Genomic DNA, 21527 nt, shown 5'->3' on the forward strand with positions numbered 1-21527 from the left:
ACCTATGGCAAGAAACGATGGAATTGACCGTACCTTTGCCCGTAACCAGGACTTGCCCACCCTCGACGATGTGGCGAAAGTTCAGGAGCATAACGAGCGAGAAAAAGACAGCTACTCCAATCAAGATATTGATACCACCCAGACCCACCGCAATGTCCACTTCAAGAAACCTACCGACAGCTATGCCGCCATGTTCGATCAGATGATTGCAGATGGTGTTATCTCCACCCGTGGTCTGAAAGCCGATGCGGTGAAATATGGGGAGCTGCTGTTTGATGTAAACTCTGCCTACTTCCACAACCACGGCGGCTATGAATATGCCAAACAGTTCTATGCCGATGCCTACAAAGCCGCCGTGGAGATTGTGGGCGGCGAGCAGTATATCCTCTCCGCTGTGATGCACGCCGATGAGCGCAACCGGGCAATGTCCGAAGCCCTGGGCGAGGATGTGTATCACTACCACCTCCATGTGGTTTATATCCCGGTGGTGGAAAAGCAAATCCTGTGGTCGAAGCGGTGCAAGGATGAATTCCTCCGGGGAACGGTAAAAGAAACGATCACACAGGTCAGCCGCAGTAAGAAATGGGAATCCAAACCCGTTCTCAATGAAGATGGCAATCCGATGTTGAACGCAAAAGGGAAAAAGATTTTGAAGTCGTCCTACAGTGTGCTGCAGGATGACTTTTTTAATTTCATGCGAGCCGCCGGATATACCGATGTGGAGCGTGGAGAGCGTGGCAGTACCGAGGAACATCTGACGGTGACACAGTTCAAGGTACAGGCCGAACAGCACCGCCTGGAAACTGTGACCGGACAGGTGGAACAGGCCGAGCAGAGTTTGGCGGATGCCAAGGCTGCTACGGAGAAGCAGAAAAAGAAACTGGAAGCTCTGCAAAAGGAAACCAAGGCAGCAAAGACCATTGCGCTGACGGTGCAGGATATTGAGGAAATGGGCAAGAAAAATGCCCTCACCGGAAATGTCTCGCTCACGCCGGATCAGTGCGATACACTCAAACGCTATGCGGTCAACGGCATTATTGCCAATGCTGACAATAAGCGTTTGAAAGAGAAACTGGCTTCTGCTGAAAAAACAATTTCCATCTGGAAACAGCGGTATGAAGCAGTAAACGAAAAATATATGGAACTGAAACAGAAAGCCCAGCCTTTCTTGGATGCGATAGAGATTGCGTCTGAAAGGGTTTGGGCTTTTGTTCATGCCATTCTCGCCAGAGGAAAGGAAACACAGGAACATAAGCACCCTGCCCGTAAGCGTAGGCAGGATATGGAAATTTAAGAAAGGAACTATTTGCCTATGAATAAAACCGTAGAGGAAATTAACAAGATGATTATGGAAGATGCCCCGATGGAAGAAATCAATGATGCCATCGGCTATATTGATATTTACTCCTGCTTCGACCCGATTTTTGAGCCGCCCATTGATTTTTTGGAAGAATGCCGCAAGCATTGGGAAACAGCGCAGTCTTCTTTCCGCAAAACCATTGAGCGTAAGATCGGGAACACATGGTATGTGATTGAAACAGAATGTGACGGGAATGAGCCGCTTGCCGACAAGGTAAAACGGCTCATTTTTTCTGACAAGGGGGTGATTTGTTAATGACTGCGACACAAAAGCATGATATAATTCCAGTATGCACAACGGTACTGTCGGCTGACCAACAACCGAAGGAGGATATTATGTTGGATCAGCAGAAAATTACCATTCTCTACTGTCGTTTGAGCAATGAGGATGCCCAAGATGGAGAGAGTAACAGTATCGCAAATCAGCGAGAGTATTTAACCCGATATGCCCGTAACCACGGGTATACAAACCTGAAAATTCTGGTGGATGACGGTTATACGGGGACGAACTTCAATCGTCCCGGTGTGCAGGAGGGCTTTGAGCTTGTCAAGCAGGGGCTTGTAGGCTGCTGGCTGGTCAAAGACCTCAGCCGATTTGGTCGTGACTATCTGACTGTTGGACAATATACGGATATTATCTTTCCGAGCTACGATGTCCGCTTTATCGCCGTAAATGACGGTGTGGACAGCAACCGGGGAGACAGCGAGGGCTTCGCCGCAATCCGTAATCTGTTCAACGAGTGGTATCCCCGTGATACCAGCAAGAAAGTCCGTGTCAGTTTGCGGCAGAGAGGAACCAGTGGGAAGCACATGGGCAAACCGCCCTACGGATACCGCTGTGACCCGGAGGACAAGGATCACTGGATTCTGGATGAAGAAGCGGCTCCGGTAGTCAAGCTCATCTTCGACCTTTGCATTGACGGCAAAGGCCCGGAGCAGATTGCAAGGATTCTGGAAGAAAAGCAGATTCTGACCGCAAAAGCTCTGTATGCCAAGCGAAAGAAAAAGCCGATGCCGGAAAGACCGTACCACTGGAGCAACCAGTCCATTGTAGGGATTTTGGAACGGCAGGAGTACACAGGCTGTACCTGCAACTTCAAGACTTATTCCAAGTCCTACAAGCTGAAAAAGCGGATTCCCAATGAGCCGGAGAATATGTTTTATCTGCCGGACACACAGGAAGCGATTGTATCTCAGGCACAGTTTGACAGGGTGCAGGAACTGAGGAAAAACAAACGCCGCCCCGCAAAAGCGGAACGGCAGGGATTGTTCTCAGGGCTTCTGTTTTGTGCCGATTGCGGCGGCAAGCTCCACTTTGCCACAAGCAAAAGCTTTGAGGGCAAGCAGGATCACTACGTCTGCAACAACTACAAGAGCAACCGTGGTACTTGTACTGCCCACTATATCCGGGAAGATGTGCTTCGTGAAATCGTTCTGGAACGCATCCGGGCAGTCAATGAGTATATCCGAAGCGATGTGGACGGTTTTCAGGAGGAATGGCTGCAATGCCGCAGGACTGACCAGGAGCGCAGCATCCGGGATGACAAAAAGAAGCTGGAACAGGCAAAGAAACGCCTTGCCGATCTGGATGTCATCATCTCCCGGCTGTACGAGGACTATGTTCTTGGAAATCTCAATCAGGACAGATACAGAAAGATGTCTGCGGACTATGAAGCCGAACAGGAACGGTTAAAGCTCGAAATTGAAGTTATCGAAGAATGGGTGGAACAGCGGGAAGAAATGAATGACGGTCTGGATGCCTTTATCGCCCTGACACAGAAATATGTGGATGTGGAGGAACTGACACAGACCATCGTGAACGAGTATATCAAGAAGATCGTTGTCTATGCCCCGGACAAGTCCAGCGGCAAGCGCAAGCAGAAAGTGAAGATTTTTTTCAACTTTGTGGACGATGTGGATATTCCCGTTATTTCCGAGCCTATTGTCACACAAACAACCTATGAACGCAGAAAAACGGCGTGACCTTCGGGTCACACCGTTCTCTGCGACAAAATAGTTACTTGTCACTATTAAGCCTTGCCTTTGTTACCTTTTTTATATGCACAAATCTTTATAGTAAAAGTCTCATCCTGCAATAAAGATGAAATAATGAAACTATTATTTTTTGTTGTTAAAACTTTGTTCCATTCGTTAAGTAAATCATCATACCTATAAACTACGTAGCCATTTGCACCTTTTATTTTTTTCCATGAAATGGTTCTGTAATTTCCAGAACACAACTTACCATTTACTTTTTTATTCCATACATACTTAACTTTTGATTTCTTTATATTTTTAACTGTTCCTACACCTGATGCAGCATTTACTTTTTCTGCCGGATTAAAACATAGTCCAACACCTAAAACTATCATTAAAACTAAAACAAAATTTCTTAAAATCTTCATTTCTAATACCTCCCAAATAAAAAAATATATTTATAGTTTCACTTTTTTAAACGTTATTACACATTAAACAACTTAAAAAAGTTCCAACATCCAAAGTTACGCTAAAATCTCCGTCATCAAAGTTTATGAAACTTAAATCTTTAAATTTTAATATCTGACCGTACAACCAATTAATGTCAGACACTTCAACATAACTTAAGTTATTAGCCAAACTTTCATTTTCAGCAACAGATTCACTTAAATATAATGTTAAACTTAAATCCTCACTATTTTTAAATAAAGTTGTGTCCTCATTACATAATACAAATATTTTTTCTTTAAACAACAAATTAACTAATTCATATTCATCATTATCCAAAACATTTGTGGCATTATTTTTACAATAATCTTTAATAATAGAATTCATAACTGTATCCTCCCAATTTTTATCGCTATAATTTTATTTGCTAACATATAAAATAGCAAGTGCAAAAAAATGCGAACAATTTTACTTGTGTAGAATTGTTCGCATTTTGGAATAACTATTTTTATTTACATTATTTAACCAATTTCCTACTCATTCCCCAAGTACTTTTTTACACTTTTCTCAAATGTTTTTCTAGGTAGCATTACTATATGATTGCAGCCTAGACATTTTATTTTAAAATCGGCACCAACGCGAATTATTTCCCATTCGTTTGTTCCGCAAGGATGACCTTTTTTCAATACAACTTTATCGCCTAATTTGTAATCCATTTTAATCGCCTCCCTGTTTTTTAATTTATTAAATTTGTTAAACAGTCTTAGAATATAATCTTATATTCTTAAAATTCGTGAATTTCAAATTTTTAGAATGTGTTATATTTATTCTCCCTGAGCTTTCCATTTAACAATTGTCTTTATATTCTGGCTGTCATATTTTGCATTATCCAAGCCATTTTCCTGACTTTCACCATCTGTAGTGCTCTGACTTTCGTCCGCATTTTTCTTGCCATCTTTCTTATCTTCTTCATAATAAATTGTTATCTGTGCGCCCGGCTTGATGAAAATAAGACTTTCATCTTCGGCGAACAATTCTTTGTACACATTGTTATTTTCATCAGAAATATATACATAAGTTTCGCCGTCTGTTGTAATGTACTCAACATCAGTAACCCGTATATTAATATTTGGCAAATCATTGTTCATGTCATCGATTGCCTGCTTGTTGCCCAAATTATTTTCCTTCATAAGTTTATTGTAAGAAGAAAGCGTATCTCTTTGCGTTGTTCCAGTAGCAACAATGCTGTATTTTTTTACATTTACAAGGGCATACTGTTTTACGAGGTTGCTCTTGTCCTTCAAAACCATGAAATATGTTGGCTCGCCACCTATATTTATGATTGCAGGGAATGAAGCCTTGTATCCTAAATTCTGGACCTGGCCTTCTGCTGCGTCCATTGCTGAAAATTCTTCTGCACCTGCTGCCTTGAAGTATCTTGTTTCTCCGGTTCTTGCATTTATCATTACAAATCCAATATTAGATGAATCGTCAATAACAGAAGTTACGCCTGTGTAAATCCATACGTCATCATCCATTACCTTGTAGCCATAATCCTCTGTTGTTATTTTACAATCCTTCTGACCTATTATGCTGTTGATGAATCCGTCTGACAAAGTTCCATACCAGTCGAATTTTCTCGTTGCCAAATCACCATCATAAATTCTGTCTACCCACTGTGGCACATTTTTTACATCATAATATTTGCTTTTGCCTGTGCAAGGGTCAAATATGACAACGCCTTTTACGTCTTTACCACCAAACAAGCCTATCTTTGCTGTTAATGTTGGGCAAATATAATATGGATTTCCATCATTATCTAATTCAAAATAATATCCTTCAAAAATTGCTGTAGGATATTCAAATCTAAGTTTTCTTTGTAATTTGTCATTAAATCGTGCTGAAGAAGTATACTTAATTGGTTTGTCTAATTTTATATATTCTGCTTCAAATTCCACAGGGTCTACCAAAACATATCCCGGTATACCATTTTTTCTGTTGTTAAACCATTTGAAAAAATCTGCATACTCTAGCGTTGCTACTTTCTTTGGCTGGCCATTGTAATCTATCTGGTTGTAATCCTGATTAATTACATACTGACTTACAAGGTCTGATAATGAGCCAATTGCTCTTTCGCCGACAACTCTTGCACTCTTTGTATCCATAAGCGCAATATCATTGACTGTGTCTGTCTGGGCGATTTCATCTTCAAATTTGCATTCTTTCACTTTGATAAGACTTGAATATCTTGAAGCGTTAAATATTTCTAAAGATGTTAATCCGCCAATCACTACCACAACCACGCCAATTGCGATAACAGCCGTTACAATTTTTGATACTATTGTTACACTTAGCTGCTCAATATTATTTTCCTTACTGCAAAAAAATGTTGCAATCAAAAACAATAGTACAAAGAATCCCTGAAAAATCCAGCTTCCTATATCATGTATGTTAAGTGGCGGTAACAAAATGTAGAACGCAATAAATTCTAATATTGCTACTACTATTAGTGCTATAATCGTTTTTGCAACCGATGTTTTTTCAGTATAATTTTTCAACATTAAATATTCCTCCATATATATAAACCTTCAGTAAATAAATTATTCCTGTATTTTATTTATTCTTTATTACAATAAACTATTCTTATCATTTACATTAGATCTTCGTTGTAATGAGCTCTTCCTCCTCCGATAAATTTCGCTCTGCTTCGTGCAGCAATTACCCTTGCCTGACCTATTATATTATTTTCCATTTTAACAGGTACAGCCACTTTCTTTATGTGCATTCCTATTAAAGTTCCACCGATATCAATCCCTGCATTTGCCTGAATTTCTTCTATAGCTATAGGATCTTTAAATGTGTTATATGCTGTAGTTCCAAATGAGCCACCTGCTTTTGGCTGCGGTACAACATTTACTTCATATGCATTTGGCACAGCCTCACGCTCTACTATAATCGCCCTGTTCAAATGTTCACAGCACTGTGCAGCAAGATAGATTCCTCTTTCCTGAGTGACCTTATAAATTCCTTCAAAAACTGCTTCAGCTACCTGAAGATTTGAGTTTGTTCCTATTTTATCTCCACAAACTTCACTTGATGAACAACCTACTACTAAGATTTGTCCTTTTTTTAATTTACCTGCATCACATATTTCATTGGCAACATTTTCTGCCTGTTTTCTAATTTCCTCGTACATAAAAATCGCCTCCTGTTTTCTACGAGTGATTGTACTCCTTTATTATATAAAAAATCAAGGAGTTACCGCAACTAAAATTACAGCAACTCCTTTTATATTTATTATTAGCTTAATAATTTGTTATTTAGTTAACTTTTAATACGCTCTTAAATGCATTGCTTGCGTTTAAAACTTCAACTAATACAAGTCCTAATACAAGGCATGTAATTCCCTGAACTCCATTACTTGGAATTGAAGCTGCTGCTGTCATTCCGTATCCTAAAAGTGTGCTTTCATATAAGAAGTAACCGAATACCATTACTAACTCAGCTACTACTGCACTAACTGCAAATGCCAAATGCTTATTTGCCTTTGCAATTATCTTAAATAAAAGAACTGCTACAATACCCATAAGTGCTTTAATAATAAATGTTCCAGGTACATATGTTGTGTATCCTGCAATTAAATCAGCAAGTGCCGGTCCTAATCCTGCTGCGGCTGCTGCAAAGAAAAGATTTTCATCTACTAATTTGCCTTTTTTGTTGCCTACATAAAATGTTCCTAATACCCATGCTGCTAATAAAACTACTGTATCACCAATGTTAACATATCCTGATGTTCCAATAGTAGGGATTCTGATAATCATTGTTGCTACGCATCCAAGTGCAGCAAACATTGCAGCTAAAACTAACTTAACAATTTTTTCAGTTGAATTGTTCATAATTTTCCTCCTGTTTTAATCAGAAATCTGTAAATCCATCAAGCATATATGAACGTCTTTGCTTTATTTCTGACCTTTTTCTTTTAATATAATTCTTATTTAAACAATTTTATCAATATATGGTATTAGATAAATAGTCAGTTTTTATGTAATTGACAATACCAGTTAGTTGTATTACACACATGGCTTTGCCATGTGTAACCCCCTCAAATCGGCTTTGCTTCTTCGTCTTGTATTTTGTTATACACTTGGCTTCGCCATGTTTTAACACCTCAAATCCGCTTCGCTTCTTTTCGGTGATTAAACATTCGCCAAATACTTTTAGTTTTTTTTGCAAGCAAAAAGCTAAAAGTATTTGGCTCATTGTGTATAACAAAAAAAGAAATCTTATTGCTAAGATTTCTTTAAATAGAGAGGCGACAACCAGATTTGAACTGGTGATAGCGGTGTTGCAGACCGATGCCTTACCACTTGGCTATGTCGCCATAAAATATAGAACTATTACATTATAGCAACTGTTCTTTTTTCAGTCAAGAATAATTTCTTGAATGACTCCAAGGGGATTTGAACCCCTGTTACCGCCGTGAAAGGGCGGTGTCTTAACCGCTTGACCATGGAGCCTTAGTGGATTTTTCCAATCCACTTTTTACAGCTTTTTTAATTTATCAAATAGTATCGTGTTTGTCAACAATTATTTTCAATATTTGTATTATTTTAAATATTTTTAATATTTATTTTCTATATTATTCTCATTTGTTCACGACGCTTACTGATATTTTTATCATTTCCATAAATATTTATCCGCAATATCTACTGATATTCTTCTCATTTTCATAAATATTATGCAAGAAGATTGAGGTTATTTAAAAACATCTGAATTGCATTATTGTCGTATATCAGACTTAAAAATACGCTATTTCCAATTGCATCGCATGCCTGCTGTCCCCAACTTGTTGCACTAAATGCTGTAATTATTATACATGCAATCCAAAGTACAAAGACTGCTTCTATAAGTCCGATAACAGCTCCGCCTCCTTTATCTAACATATTTATTCCCGGAAGCTTTGATATTATATCAAGCAAATGAACCACCAGCTGAACCAGCAGCGTCAAAACAACAAATAGCAAAATAAATGTAGATGCATTTAACACAGAATCTATCAAATATTCTGCTACATACTGGCTAAAATTTTCTACACCTAATTCTATGTAGCCATCAGCATTATTATTCTTAATTAACGATTCCTTTACACTTTTTGGCAACGGTAAACTGTTAATTGTATTTTTCTGAGCTGTTTCTCCGGTCTGGGAAATGCTGTCTGATACATCTACTATTTTTTCATCCACATATTGTGTAACCTGCTTTGAAATTGCATCATACACCGGAGTTGTTTCTATAAAATCTTTCGTAATTGGTGTTAATATCTGAACTAAAATTAAAACTATTAACATCGATGCCAACGAAAATATCATCTTTATCATTCCTCTATGTTGCCCAATAAATATCATAAGTGCGATAAATACTATTACTGCAACTGTTAATATTGTTTCCATTTTTCCTCCATTTATTTTCATCTGTAACTTGTAACAGTTTATTTATTCTTCTGCTGTCTGTTTATTCTTTGTAACCGGACTCTTCAAACTATATCTGAGACTGATTTCTTCTATCTTATTTTTTGTCATAAGCAAAAATGTATTTGTACTTTCCATAGGAACTATCGCGTCTAACTGTTTTGTAAATACGTGTTTAAATTTAACCACGCCTTTAAGGGATATCAATTCACATGTAACGTCGTCATACATTAGCACGTTTTTTCCTGCAAATTTAACATGGTCCAAATTCATCTCTATTTCCTTAGACATGATTTTTTCTCCACTCAAAGAATACACTTCCATTTTATATGGAGTATCCCCTTTTGAGTTTTCAAATATAAGTCCTACATATTTTTCATTATAAAATACCTTTTGTATTTCTTTATCAAATTTTATTTCTTTTCTAATTGTTGGCTTTTCTTTCATCTTATATATAGTAAGAACATTATCACCAATCGCTATCGCATCTTCATTTGACACAAAATATACTGCAGGTACTATAGTTTCTCCATATTGATTAAATGTGCCTACCACTCTGTCAACTTCGTCTTTACCTACATTTGAGAAGTTATAGAAAATCACCTGATTTTCAGTACTTCCTTCCTTAATTGATAAGTACGATGTCATCATTTTCTCACCATCATTTGAAATTGAAAACGATAATGGGAATCCATTTTCACTAAGCAATGATTTGTGTGAAACGATAAGATTTCCTTCTTTATCATATAATTCAATATAATTTGCACTTGCTTCTTCTAAAAGTGCCGCAACCACACCCTGTTGTGCCACTTCAATTTTAATTATAGGATAACTTGTGTTTACTTCACCGACTTTTCCTTTTTTATTGAAAATGTAAATAGTATTACTATTCTTATCCGCTATCGCTAAATAATCTCCACAAACGTCTACTATTGGTGATTTCATTTCGTACGCTTCGTTCCAAATGGTTTCTGTTCCATTGATGTACGAAATTCCATCGTTACTATATTTTACTACAAATTCGCCAAACGCCTGATACTGGCTGTTTGTTCCTGTTTCTATCTTTATTGTCTTTCTGACTTTATAGTTATTGTATGTGCGATAAACACAAAATAAATATATTGCTAAAAGTAATGCGCATACAATTCCAATTATTGTTATTACCTTTATTTTTAGATTTCTTGATTTATCTTCCCGTGATTTTTCTGACTCAATTACTGTATCAGGTCTAATAACTCTGAGTTTTCTTCTTTTCTTTGCTAACTTCACTTTTCTTACTTCCTGTACCTTATCTGCGTTTCAGTTTTCCTCAATTATATTCTTTTATACTTCAATGCACAATGTACATTTTATTCAGATTATACAATATATATTTTTTTATGGCAATTTTATCTGCTGACCTTCTATTATTTTGTAATCGTCTCCTATTCCGTTAAAAGCCTTTATTCTGTCAACCATATCACTATTTCCATAATATGTCATACTGATATCATATAAGGTTTGTCCGGGAGTTACTGTATGAATTGCTCCTCCATATATGCCTGCCTGTACATTTGTTGATTTGTTTTGTGGTTCAGTTTCCGTTCCTGTTCCATCATTATTTGGTTGTGATTTGGCATTATCCTGTATATCGGATTGTGTGTTTGATGAATTATTCTGCTGCGTTAATCCGCTATTATCCTGTGATTCAGATTGCTGCGTCTGCGATAAATTGTCATTCTTCATATCATCTGTCTTAGGTTGTGATGAATTTTGTCCATCATCTGAATTGGTCTGTGAAGAATCATCGTTCTGCCCATTTTCAGATTGCTTTTGCTGTGTATTCTTTTTGTCATTCTTTTCTTTCTTACTATCAGATTTTGTTTCGTTGTTATTCTCCGTGCTTTCTGATGTTGATAGTGAATCTATTATCTGATTTACTGCCTGAGAATTTTTGTTGTCATTTATATTTTCCAATGATGTTTTTATATTTTTTAATTCACCATAATTATTTAGCATAACAATTGTTGACAGTAAAAGAGCAATTATTAGCAAACCACTGATTCCAACCGCTACTTTGCTGACTTTGCCTGAATTTTCACTTCCATTTTTATGTTGGTTTTCAATTTCTTTTTTTCTTTCACTTATAGCTTTTCTAAGCTGAAACGAATCCGAAATTCTGCTGTTTTTTTCTGCAATGCGTTTCTGCTTATTTTTTACATTTAATTTTTCAGGTGTTTCCGTTTTGTTATCAACCTGCTTATTAGCATATATGTCCTTTTTCTTTTTTCCTAAAATGTCAGGCATTTCTATCGTCTGCCCGCTCTTTGTGTTTGCCTCCTCATCGTTTTCTGATTTTTGGTTTTTACTTTTAGACGAAGCTTTATTCATTACAACGCTATGATTTTCATTTTCTCCATTATATTTATTTGCCTCTTCTTTTATTAATTGTTCATCATTTTCCTTTATTATTTTACCATCTGTTTTTTTATTATTTTTTATATTTTCCTTAAGATTTTCATTGATACTATTTTTATTTTGTTCCCTCTCCCTCACATATTTTTTCATTTTCTCATTTTTTTCATAATATATGTAATAGCCGCTTTGTCTGTTCAAATTTCCATTTTCATACACAAAAAATCCATCTTCATTTTCCGTTCTATCACTTAAAAAGCAGACTTTATCATTTCCGGCGAAGTTATCAAGATGTATTTTCTTTATTCCTGACATATCATCTTTTACTCTGTACGGAACAGATATGAACCAGCCCACAATATCGAATTCATCAAAGTATCTTTTTATATCTTTATATAGGTTCGTCCAAATTTCATCGTTAAATATTATGCTGTTTTCGATTACGTCGTTTACTTCTGCCATTCCTTTTACAAATATGTATGAATAACCTTTTACCTTTTTTGTTTCACCAAGAAGAACACCATATCTTATGTTATCTTCATTTTCCGGTTCCTTTTTTAAGTTGCTCATTACATAATCTTCTACATATATTTTCTTTTTAGAATTGTTGTCACCAATTTGGCGAATGTTTTTTGGCAACCTTACTTCACTTTGTCCTTTGGATTCTTTTCCATTATAAACCATCTCTATCATGAGCCCTCCTCTACATTTATTTCTTGTAGAATATAGCACATGAAAAAAGCACAATTTGTCAAATTAGGTTTTGTAAAAATATATGTAAAAATTCTTTTGCGACATTCATCGAAAAAATGCGGTTAACTGTGATTGGGCCTTTATTTATAAAAAGCTTATCACTGTCAACCGCATTTTCTTCTTATGTTTATATTAATTATGTATGGTTTAATGTATTCCCGACTATTTGAGACTTAAATGTTATTTCTTTTAATTTCTATACAAATATACCCGACTTAAATTATTTGTTCTACATATCCATAATTTCGCTAAATACTTTACCTAAGCTGTCATTAATAACTAAATCCGCTCTTGAATCTCTTATTGTCATTGTCTTATTAATTAATACAAGCTTGTCCCCTTTGTAATAATCAATAAGCCCTGCTGCAGGATATACTATAAGGGAAGTTCCTCCTATTATAAGAACGTCTGCTTCCTCTATTGCTTTAATAGCCTTCTCAACGATTTCTTCGTCAAGTCCTTCTTCATATAAGACTACGTCAGGCTTTATATCTCCACCACATTCGCAATGTGGAACACCTTCTGAATTTTTTACATATTCAAAGTCATAAAACTTTCCACACTTTTCGCAGTAGTTTCTCATTACAGAGCCATGAAGTTCATATACAACTTTGCTTCCTGCCATCTGATGCAATCCATCAATATTCTGAGTTACAATTGCTTTTAATTTACCCATCTGTTCTAATTTAGCAAGAGCCTTATGTGTGACATTAGGCTGCGCACCTTCATATAACATACGATCTTTATAAAATCTGTAAAACTCTTCTTTATTCTTCATATAGAAAGAATGACTAATAATTTCTTCCGGTGGGAATTTGTATTTCTGGTTATAAAGTCCATCAACACTTCTAAAATCCGGAATACCGCTTTCTGTTGAAACTCCTGCACCTCCAAAGAAAACAATATTATCACTTTCTTCAATTATTTGTTTTAGTTGTACAACCTTATCCTCCATCTTATGGTTCTCCTGACTTTTTAACATATAATATAGACCATTATACCATTTTTCTTTTATTATTCCACAACAAATTCCATATCAGCTAACATTATTATATCCCCTAACTGAAACATTACCTGCGTATGTGGCTTTAATTTTTCGCCATTAACAAAAGTTCCATTAGATGAGTTTAAGTCTTCTATATAATATCCATCCATTTCTTCATATATTCTTGCATGAACTCTGCTTATAAACTGCTCTTCTAATTTATAGTCTGAACTTTTCCCACTTTTACCTATAATGCATGGAAATCCATTTGGAATTATTGTTACAGGATTTTCTATGTCAGTACTCCTTAGTAAAATACCTGTACTATGAACATTTGATGTAAGAAGAACCGTAGCCTCTTCATCAATAGAATCCATTTCTTTAACAGGCATTTCACTTGCTACAAATTTTTCAATATCATCAAATCCATCCGTCTCCTCTAATTTTATAAAATTATTTTCTAAAAGTTCTTCTCTTTTCTTTGGTTTACTTCTCTTCCAGAATTGCCACCATTTCTTACTCTTTGTGTTTGTTTTTCCATTCTTATTTTTTGCACTATCCTTTATATTTTCCTTTATTTCTTTATTCTTTTTTCTATTTTTCTCTTTTTCTTTTTTCTTATTTGCCCTTTTCTCTTTTTGTTTTCTTTCCTTTTCGTTTTTATTGCTGAATCTTTTATTTATATTGTCATTTTCAAAATCTGTACTATCAAAATATTCGTCTGCATCTTCTTCTATAATATTATCCAAATCTTCCAAGTCATCATTTTGCTTTTCATTATAATAATTGGATTTTTTAGCCTTTTCATATGAATACTTATTAATATTATTTCCTGGCATTTTTATATTTTCAGCTACATATTCTTTTAGCTCTGTAATTGTAAAATTCTCTGATATTATTTTCTGTTGCAGTCCATAACCTATTACAACCGCTTCCCTATCATTATGATTTAAAAGTTCTAACAATTCTAAAAAAAGTCCGTTCAGACCTTCTTTCATTCCCTGCTCAGTAAATGGATAATAGCAAAAATTATATACTTTCTTTTTTGAATCCCAGTAAATCATGTCCATATCAAAAACTATATTGTTAATATCAAGCAAATATTCCTTCATAGATTTTGCTACTATCGCCATACTGTTTATAAACTGTTCAATATCTTTGGCTCCTACTTTATTTTTTACAAATAAACTTCTCATGGAATTTTTTGACGTTATATCATAATAGAATTGGTTTTCATTATTAATCTTCTTTATATTTATACTTAAAATTCCTTCTATTTTATTATTAATCAACATCTGAAGTTTGTAGTCATTTTCCACGTCCTTCTGATTTCTTATAATCATATAATTATTTATTCCGTCTTTCTTATAAGATATTTCCATTCACACCCTCAACTTTCTTTACCTGCCTTTATCAATTTGCTTTAGAATCAATAACTGCCTTGCAAATATACATCTTTTGCTCATCCATATTTTTCTCTATTTTAATTTCTATATCTTCATCATTATCCATAATATTTTTTATCCATCTCATTTGAAAATTATATTTACTTTCTATCGTAACCGCACTTTTATTTACCTTTTTTATCTTATTATCCGCTACAAATACCGGTATCGAATCTATAGCTTTTGTGGCTAACCTTTCCATTTCTGTTTTCTCATTTTTATCATACATTTCTATGCATTTACCATAAACATATACCTTTGTAACAACTATGTCATGAAGATAAAATGCCATAAATAAAGTAAACGCCAGCATTAAAAACACCATTGGCATTACAAGGCTTGCTTCTATTGTCATTTCACCTTTTAACTTAGGTTTTTGTTTTAAGTCTATAAATTTTTGCTTTAAGTTTATAATTTTTCCATAAACTTCCACCCTATCCTCCACCCTCTTTTTATATTTCATCTTACATTCTCACCCTCTTAAATTATTTACTATCACACATATTTGTCCTATTAGTAAAAATGGAGCTAACGGAATTGTTGTTTTCTTATTAGACAAAACTTTAAATATTGCTATTAATGAAACAAAAATAAAAGCCCATACCAATGCTGAAAGTAAATACACTACATTCATAAATAATCCTAATGTTATTATCATAATTCCATCCCCAATTCCTATTTGCGACGAGAAAAGCATACTTAAAATCAGAAGAACTATTCCCGGCATTAATGCAAATATCAGCCCCTCCATATTTCCATTTAAGTAAAGCAAAGCATACGCAATACCAACTATAAAAAATATTGTGCAATATATTAAATTTAATTCTTTCTTTTTAATATCCATTATCGTGCATCCACATAAATACACTCCACTAATTATCCAATTTAACATCTTACTCTATTGTTTCACACTGAATTAAAATTTACATACGAACAACTTACACTATGTTTAACATCCTATTCTGTTGCTCCACACTTACTACATGCATTTTTCGTTTCTACCTGAGAAATATCTAATGTAATTACCCTTCTTGTAAGTCCTCTGCAATTTATGTCCGTGTGATATTTCTTTCCTTCCTTCGTTATAAAAACCACTTGGCTATCAGCTATTTTTTTATTCACACAAATACTGCATGCTTTATATTTGCTCCCGCTACCGGTTCTTCTTTGTGTCATTTCCAAATAAGAAGTTTTTTCTATGTTTAAATTTAAATATGTACAGTCAATATTTGTGTGATAAACTTTTCCTCCATCCGTCATATAAACAAGGTTCAACTGTTGTGTTAAGTCACGTCCTGTCCATGCCTTCATTCTTGCTCTTTGAACAATTTGAATCTGATTGTCTTTAGAAAAATAGGGATATTTATACCTTGAAATAGCTATTATGTCTACCAGACCATCATTCATATCCACTTTACTTTTACTCAAATCAACCAGCTTTTGAGCACTATTTTTCACGCCTATTTCTTTAACCAGTTTTCCATATAAATAAGCTACACCTATTACATTTTCCTGACAAAATTTATTATTGTCCTGTCCTATTTCGTCATTGTCTGCATCAGCATTTTTATTTTCATATTCTTTAAATTTACTGTTAATGCTTTTCCGTGTTTCTTCCCCGTTTTTGTCATTATTTGTAATATTATTCGCAATTTCCAAATAATACATTTTCTTTGCTGTATCCTTTGCAATATTATTTATATTCATCTGCATAGAAACCTGCCAGTTAAACATCAAAATAAAATGAATCATTGCAAAAGATGCATATAAAAATACTGACATGGCAAGCGCCGCCTCAATCGTTAATGAGCCCTTTAAATTATTTGAACTTTTTATATTACATGAGTTATTTACATTATGTAAGGCAAATAAAAATACCCTTTTTCCAGACAAGTTATAAAATTTACGCTTTTGCACTTGGAGAGATGCACATTTGTTATTATTTTTATTTTTTATTATTGTTTTATTTGGCTTTATTGTTCTTATGAAAAAGGGCATTATTATTTACCTCACATTTATTCTGCTAATCAGATTTTTACAAAACTCTCAACTATCTGTTTAAATTTATAATTCTTAATATTGTTTTCTATGTTCGACGTTGTTTTTAATATTACGTTCTATGTTCGACGTTGTTTTTAATGTTACGTTTTATGTCCGACGTTGTTTTTAATATTGCGTTCTATATTCAACGTTATTTTTAATGTAATGTTCTATATTCAACGCCATTTTTAAATCAGTACTCATATTCCATCTTGGTTTTATAAACATAACTTTCGTTATTGTTACCTATTAAATATGACACTATTGGTAACGACGTAAATACCTGTTCTATTCTAAGATTTGCTTCAACTTCACACATTCCAAAACACTCTGAAATTAAAAAATCCTTATTATATCTTTTTTGCATATTTACCTGCACTAAATCCATAGTTCTAAAAACAGTATTTTTTGTTTTCTGTGTCATAATCATTGTCTGCAAATACTGTGTATAAGTTAACCCTGTATTGTTTTTACGTCCGTCTTCAAATGTCCCGATATTTTTTATGCTGCTATTCCAGTTTTCACTGTTTTTCACTATCGGTACTTTTTCTCCATTTAATAACTGCCTTACATCAATAACCGCTTCTGTCAGTGCCCACGCCTCTATTATTACTGCCTGAGCAACCGGCGTTAAAAATGGCATTCCAATAGCCGTGGCTACTGTTTCAGCCAAAGTTGTTATTTCCTTCATCTTTTCGCCATCCGTTATTAAATACGCTCCATTTGATAAATTTCTAACTTCAACTAATTTTTTAATAGTCTCTGTAAGATTGTCTTTATCATTTAAATTTCCATTTAAAATGTACTCCATTTCGTACTTTAAGGCTGTATCATCATTTCCATATTCAGAAATTTTTGCATAATTGTTAAAGTACAATTCTATATACTTCACAAAGATTCCTTTGTTTGTAATATCCTTTATTAAATCTGCTTTCTTATTACCATCTGTTTCTAATGTTGTTGGCAGATTTAGATTTCTTATCTGCATTGTAGATATATTGTTTACATCCTCTAAAACAATTCCTAATACACCATCGCTTATTAAACTTTTTGCTCTTTCATATAAGTTTTTTTCTTCTTTCGCATCATCATTAGAATTTCCTTTTTTTAGATTCCACAAACTTTTTTCAATGCTTTTAACCTTATCTAGCATTTTTTCTATTTCACTAATATTGCTTTGATTAATATCTGCATCCACATTTGAAGCTGTCAATATTTCTTCTATTGATTCTTTAATTACTTTCAAACTTTCTCTATCTGATTCTATATAATCCTCATATCCTGAAAAATCGCCATTCATTTCTTTTTCTATAGCATTTTTCTTTTCAACATATGTATCCATATCTGTTAGAGTTTTTGATATTAAAGTGTCCTCTATTTTCAACACGCTTTTTAGTTTCTTATATTTATTCCAAAACTTCTTAACCTTTTTATTGTGAATATTTTGGTTCTGGTTTTGACCTGTTATATTTGCTGTTATATTTGCTTTTAAATCATCAAATTTCTGAAACACCGCTGACATTTTTCCCTTTAACTTTTCTGTTTTTTTCAATTCGTCAATCTGAGTGTTTATTTTTTCTACGATTCCTATCATTTCTTCTGAAACATCATTGGCTATATTTGTAACATTACTATTTTCTTTTATTTCATTACATGTTTCCTTATTATTATTTTCTTCTTCGGAATCGGAAATTAATTTATTAACAGCATCAATTCCCACAATATATTTTGCATAATCAACTACTTGTTTTACAAATAAGTCTCCTTCTTTATCTGTGGCGTATTTTTGTTTTAAAATATTTACACTTTCTATCTCCATATTTGAAAAATCATAATTTTTAAAATCTAAATCTGCCATATTTATATTATCCTGCATATATCTTGTAACCTGATTACCTAACGGCTCCTGTTCCCATGCAAGTAATATTCCATAATCCTGATATAACTGTTTTCCATATCCTGCAAAAACGGATTCAACTGCCATATATGTTGCAGCTTTTCCTTCCATTTGCGAAACACTTATTCTTGCTGACTCAATTACAGTACATACAACAACTATAACCACAGTTATAACCAGGCTTAAAAATATAGTTACGCTTGCTTTTAATCTCATTAAAACTTGCCTACTTGAGTTTTTATTGAAGTAAATATTCCATCTGCAATATCTCCTATCTGTTTCTTAAAAATTAGTGCAAGTCCAACTAAAACCAATATTATTAAAATAACTTCAATTACACCCATACCTGACTCATCTTGTCCAAAATCTACTAAATTTTTCTTTAATTTATCTATTAAACCTCTCATATATTTCTCCCATTTCTACATTATTTATGTTGCTATCCTGTTTTATATTTTTATTGACATAAGTGCCGGAGCCACGACAATGCCCATTGCTACAATCAACATTATTATCATTGGTCCTAACAGTTTCGTTCCGACTTCCTCTCCTTCTTTTAATGCCTTATTTTTTCTTTCAATTAACGCATTATCCATTTCCTCCTGCAAAGCTACTGCCATTTCTCTTGTTCCACGTTTAATGTTCTGTTGTAAAATATTTGCCAGTTTTATATAGCAATGAATTCCGCTTCTTTTTCCATATTCACTAATAGCCTGCTGTTCATTAATACCACTATTCATTGCATTTAATGTATAATCCAGTTCTTCATATGCATATCTATAGCCTAAATTCAAATTTCTTTTATACTCTGCAACAATTCTTTCCAAACCATTTCGTATCGACATGCCGGCACCATTATATAAAAGCAGCTTACTAATAATTTCAGGATAATCCCTTACCATCTGACTTTCTCTTTTCTTTAAATTTTTGTCCAGATTTTTGTCTTCAAAAAAGAATATTGCAATAGCAAAAATCAGCCCTATAATTATAAATTTATCTGCAACGGTGTCTACATCACTATAAAATTCAATACTTTTACCATTTATTTTTCGGGGTAGTTTTATAGTTTTTTCATACAGATTTTCATCTGCTATTTCCTGAACCTTATCCTGTACTGAATCAATTTCATCATTCCCGGTGATATGCAAAGGAATTTCATATATTATCGTTACATCCTCTAAAGACAAATAACCTGTAAGTTTTACATCATCGCCCTTATCATTTATTTCCTTAATAATTTTTCCTGATGAATCAATAACATCTTTTTTATCAATTTCCCATCTTATATCAATTTCCTTATCATCATCAGTTGTTATTAAATTCAGTTTTTTCGAAATGTTATTAACATTTTTGTTCTCACCTAGAACTTTTTTTAATATTTCCGGCTTTTTTTTATCAAGTTGTTCATAACATTCATCAATAGTCAGACTTTTTTCTGCAGCGTTAACAGTTATTTCTTCACTGTTATCTTTACCTTTTGCAATGAGTGAATACTCTTTTTCTCCCTCACCCGGATTATTTCTTTGTATTTCTGATAATTTATTTTTTGTTTCTCCATATTCATTAACACCTATACCCAATCCAACAATTAAAACTATTACTAATACAGCGATACTATTCGCTATCTTTTTACTCATATACAAATATCGGTATTCATCTATGTCTTCCCTGACATATAGTTTCTTTAATTTTGAATCACTTTTTTTATATAGGTTTTTGCATTTTTTCACAACAAATTTATCATTTATCCCAAAACATAATCCATAAAGTTTTAACAAAGGATGCTCGTCCTTATCCAACTTATTTTTTAGTCTTTTTCTATACTTTATTTTGTATCTTCCTGTCACTAATAAAAGTATAAGTAAAATTACTAAACCACTACTACATAACACTATACCTGCCATCTATTCTCCAATTTCATTCGCTATCATTTTCCCTGATATCTAACAATCTATATTTCATTACCATAATCCATCTTTCCAAAATCATTAAATCTCAACCTCAATAATCTTCAATAAAATAATTAAATTTCAACATCCATAATTCTTTGTGCCCATACGATTGCCAGTACATACGCTATTAACCCGATTGTCATAATGCCTTTTCCCATCCATGTTTCATACATAACATTTAAAAACCCCGGTGAAGAAATCAGCATATATCCAATTAAAATAACGGGAACTGTACTCATTATTTTTTGTTCATATTTTTTTCCGTTTATAGCTACTCTTATTTCCTCTTTTACTTCTGATTTCTGTCGTATATTATCAGCTACGTTTTTTACAACATGAATCATATTTCCACCTTTTTTTTGCGCTATTTCAAATACGGCTACAAACAAATTTAAATCTTCTATATTTGCCCTCTCTGCAAAATTTTTTAACAATTTTTCTAACGGAACATTTAATTTAATTCCTGATAATATAATCCTTAATTCCTGGCAAATATAACTGTTATAACCATGCATTCCCAACATCTCTTTATAACTTTCTTTTAATGCTGTTACTGAAGATGCGCCTGCACTCATCGCATCAGCCATTCCCATTAGCATATCTTTAAACTGTGCCTCTAATTCTTCTTTACGCTTTCTTTTTAATTGCAATTTTTTAATTCTTAAAATAACTATTATTAAAGGTGATAAAAGCACTGCATATAAATATTTGCCATAAAATAATTTGGCAATCATAAGCACACATACTATCGCCATTATTAGATAATTAAATAACTCTTTCCTGTTAAACACATACTTTTCGTAATCCATT

General features: G+C 33.7%; 21 protein-coding genes and 2 tRNA genes. 3 read left to right on the forward strand and 20 right to left on the reverse strand.

Going from position 1 to position 21527, the window contains the following annotated elements; all coding sequences use genetic code 11:
- Positions 1 to 4: 4 nt before the first annotated feature.
- The 3 genes from N5B56_RS12145 to N5B56_RS12155 are packed head-to-tail and all read left to right on the forward strand — an operon-like array spanning position 5 to position 3342.
- Positions 5 to 1294, forward strand: a complete 1290-nt coding sequence (locus N5B56_RS12145) for a plasmid recombination protein (RefSeq protein ID WP_117788320.1) — start codon at positions 5 to 7, stop codon at positions 1292 to 1294.
- Positions 1295 to 1342: 48 nt separating this feature from the next.
- Positions 1343 to 1615 (forward strand): hypothetical protein, encoded by a 273-nt coding sequence (locus N5B56_RS12150; RefSeq protein ID WP_173794053.1) that lies wholly within the window; start codon positions 1343 to 1345, stop codon positions 1613 to 1615.
- A complete protein-coding gene (locus N5B56_RS12155; RefSeq protein ID WP_117788317.1) occupies positions 1615 to 3342 on the forward strand; it encodes a recombinase family protein in 1728 nt (575 codons plus the stop codon). The genes N5B56_RS12150 and N5B56_RS12155 overlap by 1 nt, the downstream gene beginning before the upstream one ends.
- A gap of 47 nt (positions 3343 to 3389) precedes the next feature.
- On the opposite strand, the gene N5B56_RS12160 is transcribed toward N5B56_RS12155, so the two are convergent.
- The 20 genes from N5B56_RS12160 to N5B56_RS12255 all read right to left on the reverse strand — a co-directional run bounded on the left by N5B56_RS12160 (position 3390) and on the right by N5B56_RS12255 (position 21526).
- On the reverse strand, positions 3390 to 3764 hold the full coding sequence (locus tag N5B56_RS12160) for a fibronectin type III domain-containing protein (RefSeq protein ID WP_260979077.1): 375 nt from the start codon (positions 3762 to 3764) through the stop codon (positions 3390 to 3392).
- A 46-nt stretch (positions 3765 to 3810) separates the two neighbouring features.
- Entirely contained in the window at positions 3811 to 4170 is a 360-nt protein-coding gene (locus tag N5B56_RS12165) for a hypothetical protein (RefSeq protein WP_260979078.1), read from the reverse strand.
- A gap of 146 nt (positions 4171 to 4316) precedes the next feature.
- Positions 4317 to 4499: a DUF951 domain-containing protein gene (locus N5B56_RS12170; protein WP_022089187.1), complete on the reverse strand. Its 183-nt coding sequence runs from the start codon at positions 4497 to 4499 to the stop codon at positions 4317 to 4319.
- Positions 4500 to 4607: 108 nt separating this feature from the next.
- Positions 4608 to 6344: a hypothetical protein gene (locus tag N5B56_RS12175; RefSeq protein ID WP_260979079.1), complete on the reverse strand. Its 1737-nt coding sequence runs from the start codon at positions 6342 to 6344 to the stop codon at positions 4608 to 4610.
- A gap of 89 nt (positions 6345 to 6433) precedes the next feature.
- Positions 6434 to 6979 carry a TIGR01440 family protein gene (locus tag N5B56_RS12180; protein ID WP_022089185.1) on the reverse strand — a complete coding sequence of 182 codons (546 nt, stop codon included), beginning with the start codon at positions 6977 to 6979 and terminating at the stop codon, positions 6434 to 6436.
- A 124-nt stretch (positions 6980 to 7103) separates the two neighbouring features.
- Positions 7104 to 7679, reverse strand: a complete 576-nt coding sequence (locus N5B56_RS12185; RefSeq protein ID WP_117910638.1) for an ECF transporter S component — start codon at positions 7677 to 7679, stop codon at positions 7104 to 7106.
- A gap of 414 nt (positions 7680 to 8093) precedes the next feature.
- Positions 8094 to 8164 (reverse strand) — tRNA-Cys (locus N5B56_RS12190).
- Between the two features lie 64 nt (positions 8165 to 8228).
- A tRNA-Glu gene (locus tag N5B56_RS12195) sits at positions 8229 to 8300 on the reverse strand.
- Between the two features lie 219 nt (positions 8301 to 8519).
- A complete protein-coding gene (locus tag N5B56_RS12200) occupies positions 8520 to 9233 on the reverse strand; it encodes a CvpA family protein (protein ID WP_260979080.1) in 714 nt (237 codons plus the stop codon).
- Positions 9234 to 9275: 42 nt separating this feature from the next.
- Positions 9276 to 10520 (reverse strand): DUF5711 family protein, encoded by a 1245-nt coding sequence (locus N5B56_RS12205; protein WP_117910640.1) that lies wholly within the window; start codon positions 10518 to 10520, stop codon positions 9276 to 9278.
- 108 nt (positions 10521 to 10628) lie between these two features.
- A complete protein-coding gene (locus tag N5B56_RS12210) occupies positions 10629 to 12338 on the reverse strand; it encodes a LysM peptidoglycan-binding domain-containing protein (protein ID WP_260979081.1) in 1710 nt (569 codons plus the stop codon).
- 289 nt (positions 12339 to 12627) lie between these two features.
- A complete protein-coding gene (locus N5B56_RS12215) occupies positions 12628 to 13353 on the reverse strand; it encodes an NAD-dependent protein deacylase (protein WP_022089180.1) in 726 nt (241 codons plus the stop codon).
- Positions 13354 to 13412: 59 nt separating this feature from the next.
- Positions 13413 to 14765, reverse strand: a complete 1353-nt coding sequence (locus N5B56_RS12220; RefSeq protein WP_117910641.1) for a DUF6382 and FHA domain-containing protein — start codon at positions 14763 to 14765, stop codon at positions 13413 to 13415.
- A 31-nt stretch (positions 14766 to 14796) separates the two neighbouring features.
- The gene (locus tag N5B56_RS12225) at positions 14797 to 15291 is read right to left on the reverse strand and encodes a TadE family protein (RefSeq protein ID WP_147365051.1); all 495 of its coding nucleotides are present in this window, start codon (positions 15289 to 15291) and stop codon (positions 14797 to 14799) included.
- Positions 15292 to 15300: 9 nt separating this feature from the next.
- Positions 15301 to 15672, reverse strand: a complete 372-nt coding sequence (locus N5B56_RS12230; RefSeq protein WP_158574539.1) for a hypothetical protein — start codon at positions 15670 to 15672, stop codon at positions 15301 to 15303.
- Between the two features lie 113 nt (positions 15673 to 15785).
- Entirely contained in the window at positions 15786 to 16610 is an 825-nt protein-coding gene (locus N5B56_RS12235; RefSeq protein ID WP_260979082.1) for a hypothetical protein, read from the reverse strand.
- Between the two features lie 451 nt (positions 16611 to 17061).
- On the reverse strand, positions 17062 to 18981 hold the full coding sequence (locus N5B56_RS12240; RefSeq protein ID WP_260979083.1) for a DUF5702 domain-containing protein: 1920 nt from the start codon (positions 18979 to 18981) through the stop codon (positions 17062 to 17064).
- Complete coding sequence (locus tag N5B56_RS12245; RefSeq protein ID WP_022089174.1) at positions 18981 to 19172, reverse strand: Flp1 family type IVb pilin; 192 nt, start codon at positions 19170 to 19172, stop codon at positions 18981 to 18983. Before N5B56_RS12245 ends, N5B56_RS12240 begins: the two co-directional genes overlap by 1 nt.
- Positions 19173 to 19214: 42 nt before the next feature.
- The gene (locus N5B56_RS12250; RefSeq protein ID WP_260979084.1) at positions 19215 to 20669 is read right to left on the reverse strand and encodes a hypothetical protein; all 1455 of its coding nucleotides are present in this window, start codon (positions 20667 to 20669) and stop codon (positions 19215 to 19217) included.
- 119 nt (positions 20670 to 20788) lie between these two features.
- The gene (locus N5B56_RS12255; protein ID WP_260979085.1) at positions 20789 to 21526 is read right to left on the reverse strand and encodes a type II secretion system F family protein; all 738 of its coding nucleotides are present in this window, start codon (positions 21524 to 21526) and stop codon (positions 20789 to 20791) included.
- Position 21527 lies beyond the last annotated feature (1 nt).

The sequence above is a fragment of the Eubacterium album genome (genome assembly GCF_025336545.1).
In the GTDB taxonomy this organism is placed as follows: Bacteria; Bacillota; Clostridia; order Lachnospirales; family Lachnospiraceae; genus Eubacterium_U; species Eubacterium_U album.